Below are 18,213 nucleotides of genomic sequence, written 5' to 3' on the forward strand. Positions count from 1 at the left end.
ACAGTGCTCAGACTCACCCGTACAGATTGCGTGCTGGTGGCTACGCAAAAACCAGACATATTTCGTAACGACGCGAAGCATAGCGCAGCACTCGTCGTAATTCTCTGCATAACACTGGTCAACCGCCGGGCTGATCGCTAGAATTGCGCACTTTTTGATCAGAGGCGCACCAGCGCCCAGCTGTTGCCTCGGCTGCATGCCGAAGCCCACATCTCCGCCGAGGTTAGTCAATGTCCACCGTCACCACGCCATCCGCCCCCAAGGTCGGGTTTGTAAGTCTGGGTTGCCCAAAAGCTTTGGTTGACTCCGAGCGCATCCTCACCCAGCTGCGCATGGAAGGCTACGAAGTCGTCCCGACTTATCAGGACGCCGACGTGGTGGTGGTCAACACTTGCGGCTTCATTGACGCTGCCAAGGCCGAATCGCTTGAAGTGATTGGCGACGCCATCAAAGAGAACGGCAAAGTCATCGTCACTGGCTGCATGGGCGTTGATGAAAGCGTGATCCGTGACGTGCACCCGAGCGTGCTGTCCGTTACCGGCCCACAGCAATATGAGCAAGTGGTCAACGCCGTACATGACGCCGCGCCGCCGAAGCTCGATCACAACCCGTTGATCGACCTGGTGCCGCCTCAAGGCGTCAAGCTGACACCGCGCCACTACGCGTACCTGAAGATTTCCGAAGGCTGCAACCACAGCTGCAGCTTTTGCATCATCCCGTCGATGCGCGGCAAGCTGGTCAGCCGCCCGGTAGGCGATGTACTCGACGAGGCCCAGCGCTTGGTCAAATCCGGCGTAAAAGAGCTGTTGGTGATCTCTCAGGACACCAGCGCCTACGGCGTCGACATCAAGTACCGCACTGGCTTCTGGAACGGTGCTCCTGTCAAGACGCGCATGACCGAACTTTGCCAGGCCCTGAGCACCATGGGCGTCTGGGTTCGTTTGCACTACGTCTATCCGTATCCGCACGTTGACGAGCTGATTCCACTGATGGCTGCCGGGAAAATCCTGCCGTACCTGGACATCCCGTTCCAGCACGCCAGCCCGAAAGTTCTCAAGCTGATGAAGCGTCCAGCATTCGAAGACAAGACCCTGGCACGCATCAAGAACTGGCGCGAACAGTGTCCGGACCTGATCATCCGCTCGACTTTCATCGTCGGCTTCCCTGGCGAAACCGAAGAAGACTTCCAGTACCTGCTGGACTGGCTGACCGAAGCGCAGCTCGACCGCGTCGGTTGCTTCCAGTACTCACCGGTAGAGGGTGCACCCGCTAATCTGCTGGACGCGGCCATTGTGCCGGACGACGTCAAACAGGACCGTTGGGATCGCTTCATGGCTCACCAGCAAGCCATCAGCGCCGCCCGCCTGCAGATGAAGATCGGCCGGGAAATCGAAGTGCTGATTGATGAAGTCGACGAACAAGGCGCTGTAGGCCGTTGCTTCTTCGACGCGCCGGAAATCGACGGTAACGTGTTCATCGCTCTGGATGAAAACAGCACCCTCAAGCCGGGCGACAAGGTAATGTGCCGCGTTACCGACGCAGATGAATACGATCTGTGGGCCGAGACGCTCTGACGCGCCATCGCCTGATGTAACAAAAAAGCCCTGCCCTTCAAACGGCGGGGCTTTTTTTGGCTTCGAAGGGCTAAGCTAGTCCGTGTGCACTGCTTCTATCGAACAGAATGTAATCCGTTAAGTGAAATGCATTTTCTATAGAAGAGCGCCCCGCGCCCCTGAAACCGCGCTGTCTCGCGGCAAATATTTGACCTGTAGGAGCGCACGAGCACCGCGAGGCCGCGATAGCGGTGTATCAGACAGGACGCCATCGCTGCCTCGCGGTGCGAGTGAGCTCCTACAGAAAAGCATTGCATATCAGATACTTGTATTTTCTGATGAGCGATAGGGTGTGTCAGAAACACAAGACGATCTTCAATGGAGCAAATACCATGCAGCATCCGCATCCGGCGATTTCCAGCGCGGGTAAAGATGACTATCCGCAGTTGATCCAGGTCTGGGAGAGCGCTGTCCGCGCGAGCCATGATTTTTTGCCAGAAGCTTACATCGTGCAGCTCAGAGAACTGCTGCTGACCCGTTATCTGGATACTGTGAAACTGTTCTGCACACGGGATTCGCACCTGAACATCACGGGCTTTGCTGGCGTCAGCATCGGCAAGCTGGAGATGCTTTTCATTGATGCCGATCATCGCGGCCAAGGGCTGGGCAAACAGCTACTCGCTTACAGCATCAAACACTTCGGGATTCGCGAACTGGACGTCAACGAACAAAACCCGCAAGCACTGGGTTTTTACCTGAAGCAGGGTTTTGAAGTGATCAGCCGCTCGGAAGTGGACGGGCTTGGGCAGCCGTATCCGATGTTGCGGATGAGGCTGGAGCAGCGGTTTTGATAACTGCGCCCTAACGTGCAGGAGCTGCCGAAGGCGGCGATTGCGGTGTGTCAGGCGGAATGCAATCGCAGCCTTCGGCAGCTCCTACAAGAGTGCATTCAGCATTTTGGTTGATAGAGGCGGCTTTAGCCGCGAGCACAACGACCGATTACAAGCCATTTGCAATGTTGCCGCGATTAACCGGGCGCGCACGGGTACAATGTCGGCCTTTCTCTCAAGTAACGGCTTTTTTGTCATGTCAGAACCCATCCGCCTCTCCAAACGCCTGATCGAACTGACCGGCTGCTCCCGGCGGGAGGCTGAGCTGTATATCGAAGGCGGCTGGGTCACCGTGGACGGTAAAGTCATTGATGAGCCGCAATACAAGGTCGACGCCGAAACCGTCGTCCTTGATCGCGAAGCCAAGGCCGACGCGCCGGAGCCTGTAACCATCATCTTCCACAAACCAGCCGCTCTCAGCGAAGCCGATGCGCTCGCGTTGATTACGCCTGCGACCCTCTCGGAAGAACACAGCTTTGGCAAACGACCACTCAAGGGTCATTTTCTGCGCCTTGAACCCATCTCGACACTGCAGGCCAATGCCAGCGGCCTGATGGTGTTCAGTCAGGACTGGAAAATCCTGCGCAAGCTCACCGATGACCGCAGCAAGATCGAGCAAGAGTACGTGGTGGAAATCTCCGGCGAGATGGTCGCCCACGGCCTTAACCGTCTCAATCACGGCATGACCTACAAAGGCACCGAACTGCCAAAGGTCAAAGCCAGCTGGCAGAGCGAGAACCGCCTGCGTTTTGCGATGAAAAACCCTCAGCCCGGTGTTATCGCCCAAATGTGTGAAGCCGTGGGCCTGAAGATCGTGTCAGTCCGCCGCATCCGCATCGGCGGCGTATCCATGGGCAAGCTGCCAGAAGGCCAATGGCGCTACATGACTTCCAAAGAGAAGTTCTAATTCAGTTCAATGCTGCATGACCCGATCATGCAGCGTGACCCCAGCCTTATCAGGATTTACGCATCATGATGAACAACGACGTATTGCGCAGCGTGCGCTACATGCTTGATATCAGCGACGGCAAAATTGTCGACATTACAAAACTCGGCGGACTGGAGATTACCAAGGCCGAGGTCATTGCCTTCACCAAGAAGGAAGATGAAGAAGGCTATCTGAACTGCAGCGATGAAATCATGGCGCACTTCCTGGATGGTCTGGTGATCTTCAAGCGCGGCAAGGACGACAGCCGTCCGCCGCAACCTGTCGAGCTGCCCGTCACCAACAACACCGTATTGAAGAAGCTGCGCGTTGCCTTCGAGCTTAAAGAAGAAGACATGCATGCCATCCTGAAGTCGGTGGAATTCCCGGTATCCAAGCCTGAATTGAGCGCACTGTTCCGCAAATTCGGCCACAGCAACTACCGCACCTGTGGCGACCAGTTACTGCGCAACTTCCTCAAGGGCCTGACCCTGCGGGTTCGTCCTTGACCCCAGTGACTCTGAATCAATACGCACCCGGTAGAAGCGAACTTGTTCGCGAGGCAGTGTTTCGCGATACCGCGCCTCGCGAACAAGTTCGCTCCTACCGGATGCCTGATTACGCAAATCCATGACTGACTCCTACAACGTCTCCCCCATCGGCTTCGTCCGCTCCTGCTTCAAGGAGAAGTTCGCGATCCCGCGTCAGCCGCAACTGGCCCCGGCAGCCCGTGGCGTGCTGGAACTGGTCGCGCCGTTCGATCAGGGCGACGCTGTGCAGGGCCTGGAGCAGGTCAGCCATGTCTGGCTGCTGTTCCTCTTTCATCTGGCTCTGGAAGACAAGCCACGCCTGAAAGTGCGGCCACCACGACTAGGCGGCAACCAGTCGATGGGCGTATTCGCGACCCGCGCCACCCACCGTCCTAATGGCATTGGCCAATCTGTGGTCAGACTGGACAAGGTCGAAGCCGGGCGTCTGTATTTGTCTGGCATCGACCTGCTGGACGGCACACCAGTGCTGGACATCAAACCTTACGTGCCTTATGCCGACAGCGTGCCGAGCGCCATCAACGCTATTGCGAGCGCCGCACCCGAGCTCATCCCGGTGAACTGGGATGAGTCAGCCTTGAAGCAAGCGCACCAACACGGCTTGCGTCTGGATGAGCCGCTGATTGAGTTGATCGAGCAATGCCTGGCACAGGACCCGCGCCCGGCCTATCAGACACCGCCCCCGGAACGCCGCTATGGAGCGCAGTTCTGGGACCTGGACGTGCGCTGGCACTACCCGGAGCCCGGCGTCATCAAGGTACTCGAAGTCGTGCTGGCGAACGCCTGATCAGGCCACTTATCTGCGCCCACAAAAAAACCGCCCGGTCCGTGACCCCCAGGCGGTTTGTTTGTCACATCAGCGGAATGTGCGAACACACCCCACTCCGTAATTTCAGCGGTTACTTCTCGACGAATGCACGCTCGATCAGATAATCGCCTGGCTCACGCATACGCGGAGAAACCGTCAGACCGAAGCTGTTGAGCACTTCGCTGGTTTCGTCGAGCATGCTCGGGCTACCGCACAACATGGCGCGGTCGTCCTGAGGATTGATCGGTGGCAGACCGATGTCGCTGAACAACTTGCCGCTACGCATCAGGTCAGTCAGACGACCTTCGTTCTCGAATGGCTCGCGAGTAACGGTTGGGTAGTAAATCAGCTTGTCGCGCAGCGCTTCGCCGAAGAATTCGTTCTGTGGCAGGTGCTCGGTGATGAATTCGCGATAGGCGACTTCGTTCACGTAACGCACGCCGTGACACAGGATGACTTTCTCGAAACGCTCGTAGGTTTCAGGATCCTGAATGACGCTCATGAACGGCGCCAGACCGGTACCTGTGCTGAGCAGGTAAAGATGCTTGCCCGGCTTGAGGTCATCAAGTACCAGCGTGCCCGTAGGCTTTTTGCTGATGATGATCTCATCGCCTTCCTTCAAGTGTTGCAGCTGCGAAGTCAGGGGACCGTCAGGCACTTTAATGCTGAAAAACTCGAGATGCTCTTCCCAGTTCGGGCTGGCGATCGAATAGGCACGCATGAGCGGGCGCCCGTTTGGCTGCTGCAGACCGATCATGACGAACTGACCGTTCTCGAAACGCAGACCTGGATCGCGGGTGCACTTGAAACTGAAGAGTGTGTCGTTCCAGTGATGGACGCTTAGAACACGCTCGTGGTTCATGTTGCTCATTTACGTGAAAACTCCTGAGATTCGCTTGCGCCGGGTAGGAACGCTATTGCGCAGTATTCTAGTGGGAAGCACAATATCTGTTAAATGAATTATTAAGATATGGGTAATCGGTTATATAGATATGCGATTTACTTTACGTCAACTCCAGGTTTTTGTAGCCGTCGCCCAGCAGGAAAGCGTTTCCCGCGCTGCGATCCTCCTGTCGCTATCGCAATCGGCGGCCAGTACCTCCATCACTGAACTGGAGCGCCAGTCCAGCTGCCAACTGTTCGACCGGGCGGGTAAACGCCTGAGCCTGAATGCCACCGGGCGACAGTTGCTGCCCAAGGCGGTCGCCCTGCTGGACCAGGCCAAAGAGATCGAAGACCTGCTTAATGGCAAGTCCGGCTTCGGCTCGCTGGCGGTAGGCGCGACCCTGACCATTGGCAACTATCTGGCGACCCTGCTGATCGGCAGCTTCATGCAGCGCCACCCGGAAAGCCAGGTCAAACTGCACGTGCAGAACACCGCGCATATCGTGCAGCAGGTCGCCCATTACGAAATTGACCTGGGTCTGATTGAGGGCGATTGCACACATCCCGACATTGAGGTGCAGCGCTGGGTCGAGGACGAGCTTGTGGTGTTCTGTTCGCCCCAGCATCCACTGGCCAAGCGCGGGCATGCCAGCCTGGAAGAGTTGACGCAGGAAGCATGGATCCTGCGCGAACAAGGTTCAGGAACCCGGCTGACTTTCGATCAGGCGATGCGTCACCATCGCAATGCGCTAAACGTGCGTCTGGAGCTGGAACACACTGAAGCCATCAAGCGTGCTGTGGAGTCGGGCCTGGGGATTGGCTGTATTTCGCGGCTCGCCCTAAGGGATGCGATTCGACGCGGTAGCCTGGTGGCAGTGGAAACGCCGGAGCTGGACCTGTCTCGAGAGTTCTACTTCATCTGGCACAAGCAGAAGTACCAGACCTCAGCCATGCGCGAGTTTCTCGACCTGTGCCGCTCCTTGACCGAAGGTGTGCAACGCAGCGACGAAATCGTGCTGCCAAGCATGTACCCGGTGACTTAACCAAACAAAATCAATAACCAGACAGCAGCGATCATGGTCAGCGAGACCATCTGGGCCGCGCTGCCCATGTCCTTGGCATTCTTCGACAGAGGGTGCAGATCCAGCGAGATGCGGTCGATGGCCGCTTCCACCGCTGAATTAAGCAACTCAACGATCAATGCCAGCAGGCACACAGCGATCAACAGCGCCCGCTCGCCCTTGCTCACGTCGACTATAAAAGCCAACGGCACGAGGATCACGTTGAGGAGCACTAATTGCCTGAATGCGGCCTCACCCTTGAAAGCCGCAGACAGGCCATCGAACGAATAACCGGCGGCATTCAGGATACGTTTCAGGCCCGTTTGGCCTTTGAAAGGAGACATAGATAAGCTGCTGTGCAAAAAAGATGATGGAAGCTAATTCAGGACAGATCAAAAAAATGTGAACGCCTGCAGCGCCCTGGATTATCCGTTCGGAGAAATGGATTCCAGCTGTTGTAAAAGCAACGCGGCCTGGGTCCGTGTGCGAACTCCAAGCTTGCGGAAAATCGCCGTGACATGGGCCTTGATCGTTGCTTCAGAAACGGTCAGCTCATAGGCAATCTGTTTGTTCAGCAACCCTTCGCAGACCATGGTCAGTACGCGGAACTGCTGAGGCGTCAGACTGGCCAGACCAGCGCTAGCAGCCTTGGCTTCATCAGAAACACTGACGATTTCGTTGACCTGCGGCGGCCACCAGACATCTCCCTCAAGAACCGTACGCACGGCCTTTTGAATAGTCTCCAGCGGACTGGACTTGGGAATGAAACCACTGGCTCCAAACTCCCGGGATTTGACGACAATCGCCGCTTCTTCCTGCGCCGACACCATCACCACCGGAATCTGTGGATATTGCCCGCGCAACAGCACCAGACCGGAAAAACCATAGGCACCCGGCATGTTCAAATCCAGCAACACCAGATCCCAGTCAGCTTTTTCACCCAGCCGGGTTTCCAGCTGAGCGATGCTATCGGCTTCCACCAGCCTCACATCCGGGCCAAGGCCAAGGCTCAACGCCTGATGCAACGCGCTGCGAAACAGCGGATGGTCATCGGCAATCAGGATTTCGTAAGTCATGGGGTGTTCCTGTACTCATAAGTGAGTGCCGATCCATTCAGCACCCAGCAAGGCATTGGCAGATGCCAGCAAACGCTTGTTGCTACAACACACAGCGCGAACCCGACGTTTCAAAAAACACGTGTCCGGCTCTTTATGCGGCGCCAGCATGCCCAGCGAAACCGGGGTGGTCAAGCATTAACCCGGCCGCAAACAGCGGTTATTGTGTGCTTATCTGCGGGTAACTCGCAGCGCAAGATTATCCCTTCAAAGAAAAGCCTTTAGATGAGTGTGCGACACATCGTCCGAATCAATGGCTTTTTGATACTTCGCCCCCAGATAGTGGGCGGTAAATACATCCAGATAGGCATCCAGCACACCACTGGCCTGCGTATCTCCAGCCAGCTCGAGGCACAGCGCAGCCACTTCGGCCGTACAGAAATGATCGTCACGCTTGGAGCGCCGCAAGCGGTAGCGAGACATTTGTTCCGGCTCAAGGCTGAGCACCGGAAAACGTTCCAGGTAAGGACTCTTGCGAAACATCTTTCGCGCTTCGGTCCAGGTTGCGTCCAGCAAAATGAACAGCGGTCGCTTGCCTTCCTCCTGGACGACTCGATTGACCACCCGTTCCGGAGCAACAAACTCGCCGGGAAAAACAATGTAAGGCTGCCATTGCGGATCATCCAGCAGCGCCAGCAATTGTTCGTCAACGTCTATACGTGACCAGCCAAAGGCATGGGTATCGTCGATCACATCCGCAATCAACCAGCCGGTATTCGTTGGCTTCAGCGGCTCGGTGTCATACATCAGCAGACACATGGCGGAGTTTGCAGCCACATTGGGCTTCCACCCGCACAGACAGTAATCGGGAATGACCCGGCACTGATTGCAACGAGGGGCGCGTGACCCGCGGGCAATAAACGGCTTGGTACTCTGCGCCAGTCGGCGGTCGCGCAGACGAGAAACAGCGTGGCTCATGAAGGCATGCGTCGATGAAAGGAGAGCGTGAACACTGCGATAACTCGGAGGGCTGAAAAGTCCGCGCAGTTTATCAGAGCTGCGCCCCTCCCCGCCCGCACTGTCGATGGACGAATCGCTTTCACTGCCCGTCATCCTTATACTTCTCCCCCATTCACGCGCATCCAGCTCTGCTGCCTGCTGAACATACGTCCAAGTCACCGGTCCAACGGGCCAGTCACTGAATCAGGAGAAATTAATGCTGCGCCTTACCGTCCCCACCCTCACGCTGCTGCTCGCCGCCCCATTCTTCGCCCAAGCGGCGTCGAAGCAGGATTTCGAACTGAGCAAAATGCTCGAAAAAGTTGCGAAGGAAAGCAGCGTCGGCACGCCACGGGCCATCAATGAGGACATTCTTGATCAGGGCTATACGGTTGAAGGCAACCAGTTGATCAATCATTTGAGTGTTCGTGAAGGCCAGGCCCAGCAAATGCGCGCCAACCCCGATGCGGTCCGCAATCAATTAGGTAACAGTGTTTGCCACAACAATGGCTATCGCCAGTTGATGACCAAAGGTGCGGTACTGAAGTATCAATTCACTGAATACAAGACCAACCGCCCGGTGACCAGCCAGGTCTTCAAGGCCAGCGACTGCTCGGTCAAGAAGTAAGGACATAACAAGATTTGTCATGTGGGCGCTGCCGCAGGCTGCGAAAGTGTTATTTCTTACACGCAGATATTCGCAGCCTTCGGCAGCTCCTACAGATTTTTAGTCACTGCCCGCCAGTCCTCTGTGTGCCCTCTCTTCCATCCGCCCACGTCCCTCATTTTGCCCAGCTGAAATTTGATGCCATAAACAAACGTTGCCAGTTCCAGGCAGGCTAGGCACATTATCGAATTGGAATAAGCGTCACGCTTCAGACTACGGTGCGGGCTGGAGCGATGATTTCGCGCACGGAGAAGCCCTTAATGCCTTATGTACCCAATGACCTGTTAAGCAGCCACTTTGAAAAAAACGGCAATGACCTCACCAGCAAGATCGAGGAACAGATCAATCTGGTAGCCCCCAACAGCCCGAACCTTCCGCTCTATCGCGACATGATACTGACCGTGCTGCGCATGGCTCAGGATGACCGCAATCGCTGGAACGCAAAAATCACTCTGCAAGCCTTGCGCGAACTGGACAACGCCTTTCGAGTGCTTGAGCAATTCCGCGGACGTCGCAAGGTGACGGTATTTGGCTCGGCGCGCACGCCGGTTGAGCATCCACTGTATGCGCTGGCCAAAGAGCTTGGCGGACTGCTGGCCAAAGCAGATCTGATGGTCATTACCGGTGCCGGTGGCGGCATTATGGCTGCGGCACACGAAGGCGCCGGGCTTGATCACAGCCTGGGCTTCAATATCACCCTGCCATTCGAGCAGCACGCCAATGCCACGGTCGAAGGGACCGGAAATTTACTGCCCTTCCACTTCTTCTTTACCCGCAAGCTGTTCTTCGTCAAGGAAGCCGATGCACTGGTGCTTTGCCCAGGTGGTTTCGGCACGCTTGATGAAGCGCTTGAAGTGCTGACGCTGATTCAGACGGGTAAAAGTCCGCTGGTGCCTATCGTTCTACTGGATGTGCCGGGCGGGAGCTTTTGGCAGAGCGCACTTGATTTCATCAAGAATCAGTTGGAAGACAATCGCTACATCTTGCCCAACGACATGAAGCTAATGCGTCTGGTCTACAGCGCGGAAGACGCCGTTGAGGAGATCCATCAGTTTTACAGCAATTTCCATTCAAGCCGTTGGCTGAAGAATAAATTCATTATTCGCATGCATCACCCGCTTACCGAGCAGGCCATTGCACATATGCAGGAAGCCTTCGCCGATCTGCGTCTGGCTGAAGATTTCCAGCAACACGCCTATCAGGGTGAAGAGCACGAAGCGGATTTCAGCCATCTGACGCGCCTGGTGTTTACCTTCAGCGGACGCAACCAAGGGCGCTTACGGGAATTGGTAGATTATATAAACCTGCAAGAAAACTGGGTTCAGCCAACAGCAGAGTTGAAGACCCGGCAATCAGAGTCTTCAAAAGAGACCTGAGAATCAGTCATCCTCACCACGGCCGCTTAACAAGCGGCCGATCATATCCATTGGATAACCTCGGTAACTCAGAAACCGCCCTTGCTTGGCGCGCTCCCGCGCATCCACTGGCAACTGCCCGGCAAACTTGCGCTGCCAGGTTTCGTGCATTTTTTCCTGCCAATTGAAGCCGCACTCCCGAATCGCCTGCTCGACTTCCGCCCGTTGCAGCCCTCTCTGGTTCAGCTCCTCACGAATACGCGCAGGGCCGTAGCCCGAACGTGCACGGTACGAGACAAAACTTTCGAGATAGCGAGCTTCGGACAGCAGCCCTTCTTCCACAAGACGGTCGAGGGCAGGTTCGATGAGTTCAGGAGTTGCGCCGCGCTGACGCAGCTTGCGCGTCAGCTCGACACGACCGTGCTCGCGTCGTGCGAGCAGGTCCATTGCGGTGCGCCTTACGGCGACGGGTGTATCAAGTACCGCTGACATGATCTATCAGATATCAACGTCAGCTTCGGCCATGTCATCAGCTGGCGCTGGTGCACGAGAGGCTTCAGACTTGGTATCTACACCTGGGGTCAGCAGCTTCTCGCGAATCATCTTCTCGAGCGTGGCGCCGACTTCCGGGTTATCCGCCAGGAACTTGGCCGAGTTGGCTTTACCCTGACCGATCTTGCTGCCTTGATAGCTATACCAGGCACCGGATTTCTCTACGAAACCATGCAGCACCGCCAGATCAATGATCTCGCCATTGAGGTAGATACCTTTACCGTAAAGAATCTGGAACTCAGCCTGACGGAACGGCGGAGCCACCTTGTTCTTGACGACCTTGACACGGGTTTCGCTACCGACGACTTCGTCGCCCTCTTTCACTGCACCCGTACGACGAATATCCAGACGTACCGAAGCGTAGAACTTCAGTGCGTTACCACCGGTGGTGGTTTCCGGGCTACCGAACATCACACCGATCTTCATACGGATCTGGTTGATGAAGATAACGAGGCAGTTGGCGTTCTTGATGTTGCCGGTGATCTTGCGCAGCGCCTGAGACATCAGACGAGCCTGCAGACCCACGTGCATGTCACCCATTTCGCCTTCGATCTCGGCCTTTGGCACCAGAGCGGCAACGGAGTCGACGACGATCACGTCGATGGCGTTGGAGCGCACCAGCATGTCGGTGATTTCCAGTGCCTGCTCGCCGGTGTCCGGCTGCGAAACCAGCAGGTCATCAACATTGACGCCCAGCTTGCCTGCGTATTCCGGATCGAGAGCGTGCTCGGCATCGACAAACGCACAAGTTGCACCCATTTTCTGGGCCTGGGCGATAACCGAAAGCGTCAGCGTCGTTTTACCGGAGGATTCCGGACCGTAGATTTCTACGATACGGCCTTTCGGCAAACCACCAATACCCAGCGCGATGTCCAGGCCGAGCGAACCGGTGGAAATAGAAGGAATCGCCTGGCGGTCATGGTCACCCATGCGCATTACGGCACCTTTACCGAATTGACGCTCGATCTGACCCAAGGCCGCAGCCAAGGCTTTCTTCTTGTTGTCGTCCATTGAAGTCCTCACGTAATCAAATTCAATTAGGGGCCTGACGGCCACAACACCTGTATAAGTAGACAGTATTATTCCACAGGGTTGAGCGCGCGCCTACCCCTGAGTTGGTATTTCTGCATCAGCAAGCAGGATGAGCCCCTCTAGCGCGGCTTTCACCGTTTGTCGGCGCACCTCGTCACGGTCTCCGGCGAACTGCTCGCGCCGGGAAATCAACTTTTCACCTACCCCCCAACACAGCCAGACAGTGCCAACCGGTTTATCGACCGACCCGCCATCCGGCCCGGCGACACCACTGACCGCCACGGCAAACCGTGCTCCGCTATGACGCTGGGAACCCGACACCATGGCGCGCACCACCTCTTCACTGACCGCCCCGACACGAGCAAAAAACTCAGCCGGGACTTGCAACTGAAGGGTTTTCTGGTGATTGGAGTACGTGACATAGCCGGCCTCAAACCAGGCAGAGCTACCGGGTATGCGGGTAATCGCCTCGGCAATTCCGCCGCCTGTACAGGATTCGGCGGTAGTCACCTGAGCGTTGATTGATTGCAGTTGCTTGCCAAGGGTCGCGGCAAGCCGGGTGATTTCATCCAAGATGCTTTTCCTTATAGAAAGGCAGGTAACAGGAAGCCAGACAAACCGTCACCGTACACGACCGCGTTGATGCTGCAAGCAGGAGCGGTCGGATTGCGGCCGCCCCTTTGATTAATCATTTGGCTGTGGATTTCGGGCAGTGCGGTTTCTTGATGGTTTCGACGGTCGTCTCCCTGGGGCGACGACGAGCTTCTTCGATGGGAATGAACCGCCCGGTTTCCGAATCTCTTCCACGTTTGTTAGCCATATAAAATTCCTTTTTTATAAATGCCTGCTCAGGATTGAGAGGCGACGCAGCAAAGTCTATACAGTGATTTCAAATCTGTGGGCGCATGGAAACGCGCCGTGACGAATAAGCCGTCTCGCAGCGGACCTGCGTCACGAAGCCTCGCGTGTTAATCTTGTGCCCATCGCAAAACGTACGGATTTACCGACCTGTTAGCCCCAAGGGGGTGGCAGGCACGCCTCCGAATTTGCCCCATCTTTCTCACGAACTTGCCTAACTAACTGATGAATAAAGCAATTTCCGATCTCTCTTCACATACTCCGATGATGCAACAGTACTGGCGGCTGAAGAATCAGCATCCTGACCAGTTGATGTTCTATCGCATGGGCGACTTCTACGAAATCTTTTACGAAGACGCGAAGAAAGCCGCCAAATTGCTGGACATCACCCTGACAGCTCGGGGCCAGTCCGCCGGTCAAAGTATTCCCATGTGCGGCATTCCGTATCACGCCGCTGAGGGCTATCTGGCCAAGCTGGTGAAGCTCGGTGAATCCGTTGTCATCTGCGAACAGGTCGGCGATCCGGCGACCAGCAAAGGCCCGGTAGACCGCCAGGTGGTGCGCATCATCACCCCCGGCACCGTCAGCGATGAAGCCTTGCTCGACGAGCGTCGCGACAATCTGATCGCAGCCGTTCTGGGTGACGAACGCCTGTTTGGCCTCGCGGTGATGGACATCACCAGTGGTAATTTCAGCGTGCTGGAAATCAAGGGCTGGGAAAACCTGCTGGCCGAACTTGAGCGGATCAATCCCGTGGAGCTGCTAATCCCGGATGACTGGCCACAGGGCCTTCCTGCGGAGAAACGCCGCGGCGCGCGCCGTCGTGCACCATGGGATTTCGAGCGCGACTCGGCCCTGAAAAGCCTTTGCCAGCAATTCTCCACGCAAGACCTGAAAGGTTTTGGCTGCGAGAACCTGACCCTCGCCATTGGCGCGGCAGGCTGTTTGCTGGGCTACGCCAAGGAAACCCAGCGCACTGCCCTGCCGCACCTGCGCAGCCTGCGACACGAACGTCTTGATGACACAGTCATCCTCGATGGCGCGACGCGACGCAATCTTGAACTGGACACCAATCTTGCCGGTGGCCGCGACAACACCCTGCAATCGGTCGTTGACCGCTGCCAGACCGCCATGGGCACGCGCCTGCTGACTCGCTGGCTGAATCGCCCCCTGCGCGACCTGTCGATTCTCAAGGCCCGCCAATCATCGATTACGTGCCTGCTGGAACGTTATCGCTTCGAGAATCTGCAACCGCAACTGAAAGAAATCGGCGACATCGAACGAATTCTTGCCCGCATCGGCCTGCGCAACGCCCGACCACGGGATCTGGCCCGCTTGCGCGACGCATTGAGCGCTTTGCCGGAACTGCAAGTGGCAATGACCGAGCTTGAAACGCCACATCTGCAACAGCTGGCGCAGACCACCGGTGTGTATCCCGAACTGGCCGACCTGCTACAACGAGCCGTTATTGACAACCCGCCAGCGGTGATCCGCGATGGCGGTGTTTTGAAGACCGGTTACGACGCCGAGCTGGACGAACTGCAATCGCTGAGTGAAAACGCCGGGCAGTTCCTGATTGATCTTGAGGCCCGCGAAAAAGCGCGTACCGGATTGGCGCATTTGAAAGTCGGCTACAACCGTATTCACGGTTATTTCATCGAGCTGCCAAGCAAGCAGGCCGAGCAGGCGCCTGCGGATTACATCCGTCGGCAGACGCTGAAAGGCGCCGAGCGCTTTATCACTCCCGAACTGAAAGAATTCGAAGACAAGGCGCTGTCAGCGAAAAGCCGTGCGCTGGCTCGGGAAAAAATGTTGTACGAAGCATTGCTTGAAGACCTGATTGGTCATCTCGCACCTTTGCAGGACACCGCTTCGGCACTGGCCGAGCTAGACGTATTGAGCAACCTGGCCGAACGCGCCCTGAATCTTGATCTGAATTGCCCCAAGTTCGTCGATGAACCTTGCATGCGTATCGATCAAGGCCGTCACCCGGTGGTAGAACAGGTCCTGACCTCGCCCTTCGTGGCCAACGATCTTGATCTGGATGACAAGACTCGCATGCTGGTCATCACCGGCCCGAACATGGGCGGTAAGTCCACCTACATGCGCCAGACCGCGTTGATCGTATTGCTGGCTCATATCGGCAGTTTCGTGCCGGCGGCAAGTTGTGAGTTATCGCTGGTTGACCGGATTTTCACCCGTATCGGTTCCAGCGATGACCTGGCCGGGGGACGTTCGACCTTTATGGTGGAGATGAGCGAAACAGCCAATATCCTGCACAACGCCACCGATCGCAGTCTGGTGTTGATGGATGAGGTCGGACGCGGCACCAGCACTTTTGACGGTCTGTCACTGGCCTGGGCTGCGGCAGAATGTCTCGCCCAACTGCGCGCCTATACGCTGTTCGCCACGCACTATTTCGAGCTGACAGTGCTGCCCGAAAGCGAACCGCTGGTCGCCAACGTGCACCTCAATGCAACGGAGCACAACGAGCGAATCGTGTTCCTGCATCGGGTGCTGCCTGGCCCGGCCAGTCAGAGCTATGGCCTGGCCGTGGCCCAGTTGGCGGGGGTTCCAGCCAACGTCATAGCCCGGGCGAAAGAGCATCTACACCGGCTGGAGACCACCAGCCTGCCCCACGAACAGCCTCGTCCCAAGGCAGGTAAACCGGCTGCGCCCATGCAAAGCGACATGTTCGCCAGCCTGCCGCATCCGGTGCTTGAAGAGCTTTCCAGAGCAAAACTCGACGATGTCACGCCTCGTCAGGCATTAGAGTTGTTATATGCACTGCAAACTCGCATCTAACGAGAACCGTAACAAGCTGTTAGAATCCCGCGCGGTTTGAGACGCTGACAGCTTTTAGCCTGGCTGAGCAGCTGAACCGAGCCGCGTGAGACGTAGCGAACCCAGGGTCGAACGCCGTGCCGTGCAGTCGATCTGCATTCAGCGCCGTTTACCTAATGCATGTGTTTCACACGGCGCGGGGGAATCCCGAACCTGGCAACCCTAAACCGAAGGGCTCTGCTGTCGCCGCCTGAGGAGAGAATTAGAAATGACCTTCGTCGTCACCGACAACTGCATCAAGTGCAAATACACCGACTGTGTAGAAGTCTGTCCGGTGGACTGCTTCTACGAAGGCCCGAACTTCCTGGTGATTCACCCGGATGAGTGCATCGACTGTGCGCTTTGCGAGCCTGAGTGCCCCGCCCAGGCCATTTTCTCGGAAGATGAGATTCCTGCCGGAATGGAAAACTTCATCGAGCTCAACGCCGAGCTCGCGGATGTCTGGCCGAATATCACCGAGAAAAAAGACGCGCTGCCCGACGCAGCCGAGTGGGATGGTAAAACCGGTAAGATCGCAGACCTGGAACGCTAAGAATTCCCGGCTGTTGAAGAAGGCCCCTTCATGGGGCTTTTTTTGTGCGCGGCGTTTGGCGTGGACCGCACTTTTCTTCAGACGAAAAAAAGGGGCGGTATGACCCGCCCACATTTTTCCCTAATCCTTTTAATCCCTTTCATCATCCTGATGAATCGCGTCCTGCGATGTCCTTGACTGTCTTCCTTGACGGCCTGTGCCCATCCGTGGGCACAGTTCTGATAGTAGTGAGTTCTCGGATAAGGGCAAGTAGGCAAAACCTTTCAAAATTTTCCACACCATAAAAAATAAATAATAAAATCCTTTAAATTCATAAAGTTAGATCGTTACTACAACTACTATGGTCAATGTTGTGCAATGTATTTCTCGAAATCTTACACACAGCGTAAGTAATGACTTACGTTGAAAGAATCCGAATAACTCACGTAAATACCATGAAAATTTAATCGCGCGCCATTTATCCTCACCCATAAAAAACACCCCTGAGCGGAGTGTTTTTTATGAGCGAAGATAAACTCAGTGTTTATCTTTATGTCTATTCACATCATTGAAACAATGACTCGCTAGACAAGCCATTTTTCTCAAGGATTTCCCGCAGACGCTTGAGACCCTCGACCTGAATCTGCCTGACACGCTCACGGGTAAGGCCAATTTCCAGCCCTACGTCCTCCAGCGTGCTGCTCTCATGCCCGCGCAAGCCGAAACGCCGTATCACGACCTCTCTCTGCTTGTCGGTCAGCTCAGAGAGCCATTGGTCGATGCTTTGGGAAAGATCATCGTCCTGCAGCAACTCGCAAGGATCCGTTGGACGGTCATCAGTCAGCGTATCGAGCAGAGTTTTGTCAGAGTCCGGACCAAGCGAAACATCGACAGAGGAAACCCGCTCATTCAGGCCCAGCATACGCTTGACCTCACCCACTGGCTTTTCAAGCAAGTTGGCGATTTCTTCAGGAGAGGGCTCGTGATCGAGTTTTTGTGTCAGTTCGCGGGCGGCCCGCAAATAGACATTGAGTTCTTTGACGACATGAATCGGCAACCGAATGGTACGGGTCTGATTCATGATCGCACGCTCGATGGTCTGACGAATCCACCATGTCGCGTAAGTTGAGAAACGGAACCCCCGTTCCGGATCGAATTTTTCGACTGCTCTGATAAGCCCGAGGTTGCCCTCTTCGATCAGGTCCAGCAATGACAACCCACGATTGACATAGCGCCTGGCAATTTTCACCACCAGCCGCAAGTTACTTTCAATCATGCGCTTGCGCCCAGCCGGATCACCTTTTTGCGAGAGTCTCGCAAAATGGACTTCTTCTTCCGGAGAAAGCAGCGGGGAAAAGCCGATTTCATTGAGGTACAACTGGGTCGCATCAAGCGCCCGGGTGTAGTCGATATATTTGTGTTGCTTGAGCGTTGTGGAGTTTTTTGCTCTGGAACGGGGCGCAGTAGTAGCAAGGGTCTGCTTCTCGTCTGCTTCATGCTCCGATTCCAGAACGATGCCGGCTTCCATAAGGAGAACCTCATCGTCGATGTCAAACTCCGGCGCTTCTTTACTGAGAGCCATTGTTATAGTCCTTTGGTGAGTTCGACCTCAAGCTCCAGCGACGCCAATTCCATGGCAACGCTTGAGCCTGTCCCTCTACGCTAGGAAC

The 18,213-nt window shown here is 55.9% G+C and carries 19 protein-coding genes; 10 read left to right on the forward strand and 9 right to left on the reverse strand.

The features are described 5' to 3' along the window. Positions 1-230: 230 nt before the first annotated feature. From rimO to tsaA, 5 genes are all read left to right on the forward strand, one after another. Positions 231-1,574: a 30S ribosomal protein S12 methylthiotransferase RimO gene (gene rimO / locus ABRP31_RS20165; protein ID WP_099269061.1), complete on the forward strand. Its 1,344-nt coding sequence runs from the start codon at positions 231-233 to the stop codon at positions 1,572-1,574. Between the two features lie 371 nt (positions 1,575-1,945). Further along, positions 1,946-2,404, forward strand: coding sequence for a GNAT family N-acetyltransferase (locus tag ABRP31_RS20170; RefSeq protein ID WP_349970258.1), 459 nt, complete (start codon positions 1,946-1,948; stop codon positions 2,402-2,404). Positions 2,405-2,639: 235 nt separating this feature from the next. Further along, positions 2,640-3,350 (forward strand): rRNA pseudouridine synthase, encoded by a 711-nt coding sequence (locus ABRP31_RS20175; protein WP_087273978.1) that lies wholly within the window; start codon positions 2,640-2,642, stop codon positions 3,348-3,350. 65 nt (positions 3,351-3,415) lie between these two features. Beyond that, positions 3,416-3,877, forward strand: a complete 462-nt coding sequence (locus ABRP31_RS20180; RefSeq protein ID WP_349970260.1) for a DUF1456 family protein — start codon at positions 3,416-3,418, stop codon at positions 3,875-3,877. Positions 3,878-3,998: 121 nt separating this feature from the next. Continuing rightward, positions 3,999-4,703, forward strand: coding sequence for a tRNA (N6-threonylcarbamoyladenosine(37)-N6)-methyltransferase TrmO (tsaA, locus tag ABRP31_RS20185; RefSeq protein WP_349970261.1), 705 nt, complete (start codon positions 3,999-4,001; stop codon positions 4,701-4,703). A gap of 112 nt (positions 4,704-4,815) precedes the next feature. On the opposite strand, the gene fpr is transcribed toward tsaA, so the two are convergent. Next, positions 4,816-5,595, reverse strand: coding sequence for a ferredoxin-NADP reductase (gene fpr / locus ABRP31_RS20190; RefSeq protein WP_002554680.1), 780 nt, complete (start codon positions 5,593-5,595; stop codon positions 4,816-4,818). Positions 5,596-5,716: 121 nt separating this feature from the next. On the opposite strand from fpr, the gene ABRP31_RS20195 reads away from it, so the two are divergent. Next, entirely contained in the window at positions 5,717-6,652 is a 936-nt protein-coding gene (locus ABRP31_RS20195; RefSeq protein WP_087273973.1) for a LysR family transcriptional regulator, read from the forward strand. Here the strand turns inward: ABRP31_RS20195 and ABRP31_RS20200 are convergent. The 3 genes from ABRP31_RS20200 to ABRP31_RS20210 form a co-directional block, all read right to left on the reverse strand. Next, positions 6,649-7,014, reverse strand: coding sequence for a diacylglycerol kinase (locus ABRP31_RS20200; RefSeq protein ID WP_087273971.1), 366 nt, complete (start codon positions 7,012-7,014; stop codon positions 6,649-6,651). The genes ABRP31_RS20195 and ABRP31_RS20200 overlap by 4 nt on opposite strands. 81 nt (positions 7,015-7,095) lie before the next feature. Continuing rightward, a complete protein-coding gene (gene erdR / locus ABRP31_RS20205) occupies positions 7,096-7,746 on the reverse strand; it encodes a response regulator transcription factor ErdR (protein ID WP_087273969.1) in 651 nt (216 codons plus the stop codon). 246 nt (positions 7,747-7,992) lie between these two features. After that, a complete protein-coding gene (locus tag ABRP31_RS20210; protein WP_349970265.1) occupies positions 7,993-8,703 on the reverse strand; it encodes a tRNA-uridine aminocarboxypropyltransferase in 711 nt (236 codons plus the stop codon). Positions 8,704-8,941: 238 nt separating this feature from the next. Between ABRP31_RS20210 and ABRP31_RS20215 the strand changes: the two genes are divergently transcribed. After that, complete coding sequence (locus ABRP31_RS20215) at positions 8,942-9,352, forward strand: quorum-sensing-regulated virulence factor family protein (RefSeq protein ID WP_087273967.1); 411 nt, start codon at positions 8,942-8,944, stop codon at positions 9,350-9,352. Positions 9,353-9,651: 299 nt separating this feature from the next. After that, a complete protein-coding gene (locus ABRP31_RS20220; protein ID WP_349970267.1) occupies positions 9,652-10,767 on the forward strand; it encodes a TIGR00730 family Rossman fold protein in 1,116 nt (371 codons plus the stop codon). 3 nt (positions 10,768-10,770) lie between these two features. On the opposite strand, the gene recX is transcribed toward ABRP31_RS20220, so the two are convergent. The 4 genes from recX to ABRP31_RS20240 all read right to left on the reverse strand — a co-directional run bounded on the left by recX (position 10,771) and on the right by ABRP31_RS20240 (position 13,150). After that, positions 10,771-11,238 (reverse strand): recombination regulator RecX, encoded by a 468-nt coding sequence (gene recX, locus ABRP31_RS20225; protein WP_087273962.1) that lies wholly within the window; start codon positions 11,236-11,238, stop codon positions 10,771-10,773. 6 nt (positions 11,239-11,244) lie between these two features. Continuing rightward, positions 11,245-12,309: a recombinase RecA gene (gene recA / locus ABRP31_RS20230; protein WP_027901813.1), complete on the reverse strand. Its 1,065-nt coding sequence runs from the start codon at positions 12,307-12,309 to the stop codon at positions 11,245-11,247. 93 nt (positions 12,310-12,402) lie between these two features. Further along, entirely contained in the window at positions 12,403-12,903 is a 501-nt protein-coding gene (locus tag ABRP31_RS20235) for a CinA family protein (RefSeq protein WP_349970269.1), read from the reverse strand. 115 nt (positions 12,904-13,018) lie between these two features. After that, positions 13,019-13,150 (reverse strand): hypothetical protein, encoded by a 132-nt coding sequence (locus ABRP31_RS20240; protein ID WP_349970271.1) that lies wholly within the window; start codon positions 13,148-13,150, stop codon positions 13,019-13,021. 275 nt (positions 13,151-13,425) lie between these two features. Between ABRP31_RS20240 and mutS the strand changes: the two genes are divergently transcribed. Beyond that, positions 13,426-15,993 (forward strand): DNA mismatch repair protein MutS, encoded by a 2,568-nt coding sequence (gene mutS, locus ABRP31_RS20245; protein ID WP_167384397.1) that lies wholly within the window; start codon positions 13,426-13,428, stop codon positions 15,991-15,993. A gap of 247 nt (positions 15,994-16,240) precedes the next feature. After that, positions 16,241-16,564, forward strand: coding sequence for a ferredoxin FdxA (gene fdxA / locus ABRP31_RS20250; protein WP_087273956.1), 324 nt, complete (start codon positions 16,241-16,243; stop codon positions 16,562-16,564). Between the two features lie 544 nt (positions 16,565-17,108). On the opposite strand, the gene rpoS is transcribed toward fdxA, so the two are convergent. Further along, positions 17,109-18,125: an RNA polymerase sigma factor RpoS gene (gene rpoS, locus ABRP31_RS20255; RefSeq protein ID WP_087273954.1), complete on the reverse strand. Its 1,017-nt coding sequence runs from the start codon at positions 18,123-18,125 to the stop codon at positions 17,109-17,111. Positions 18,126-18,213: the final 88 nt, after the last annotated feature.

Origin of the sequence: Pseudomonas caspiana, from assembly GCF_040224095.2 — a bacterium.
Lineage (GTDB): Bacteria > Pseudomonadota > Gammaproteobacteria > Pseudomonadales > Pseudomonadaceae > Aquipseudomonas > Aquipseudomonas caspiana.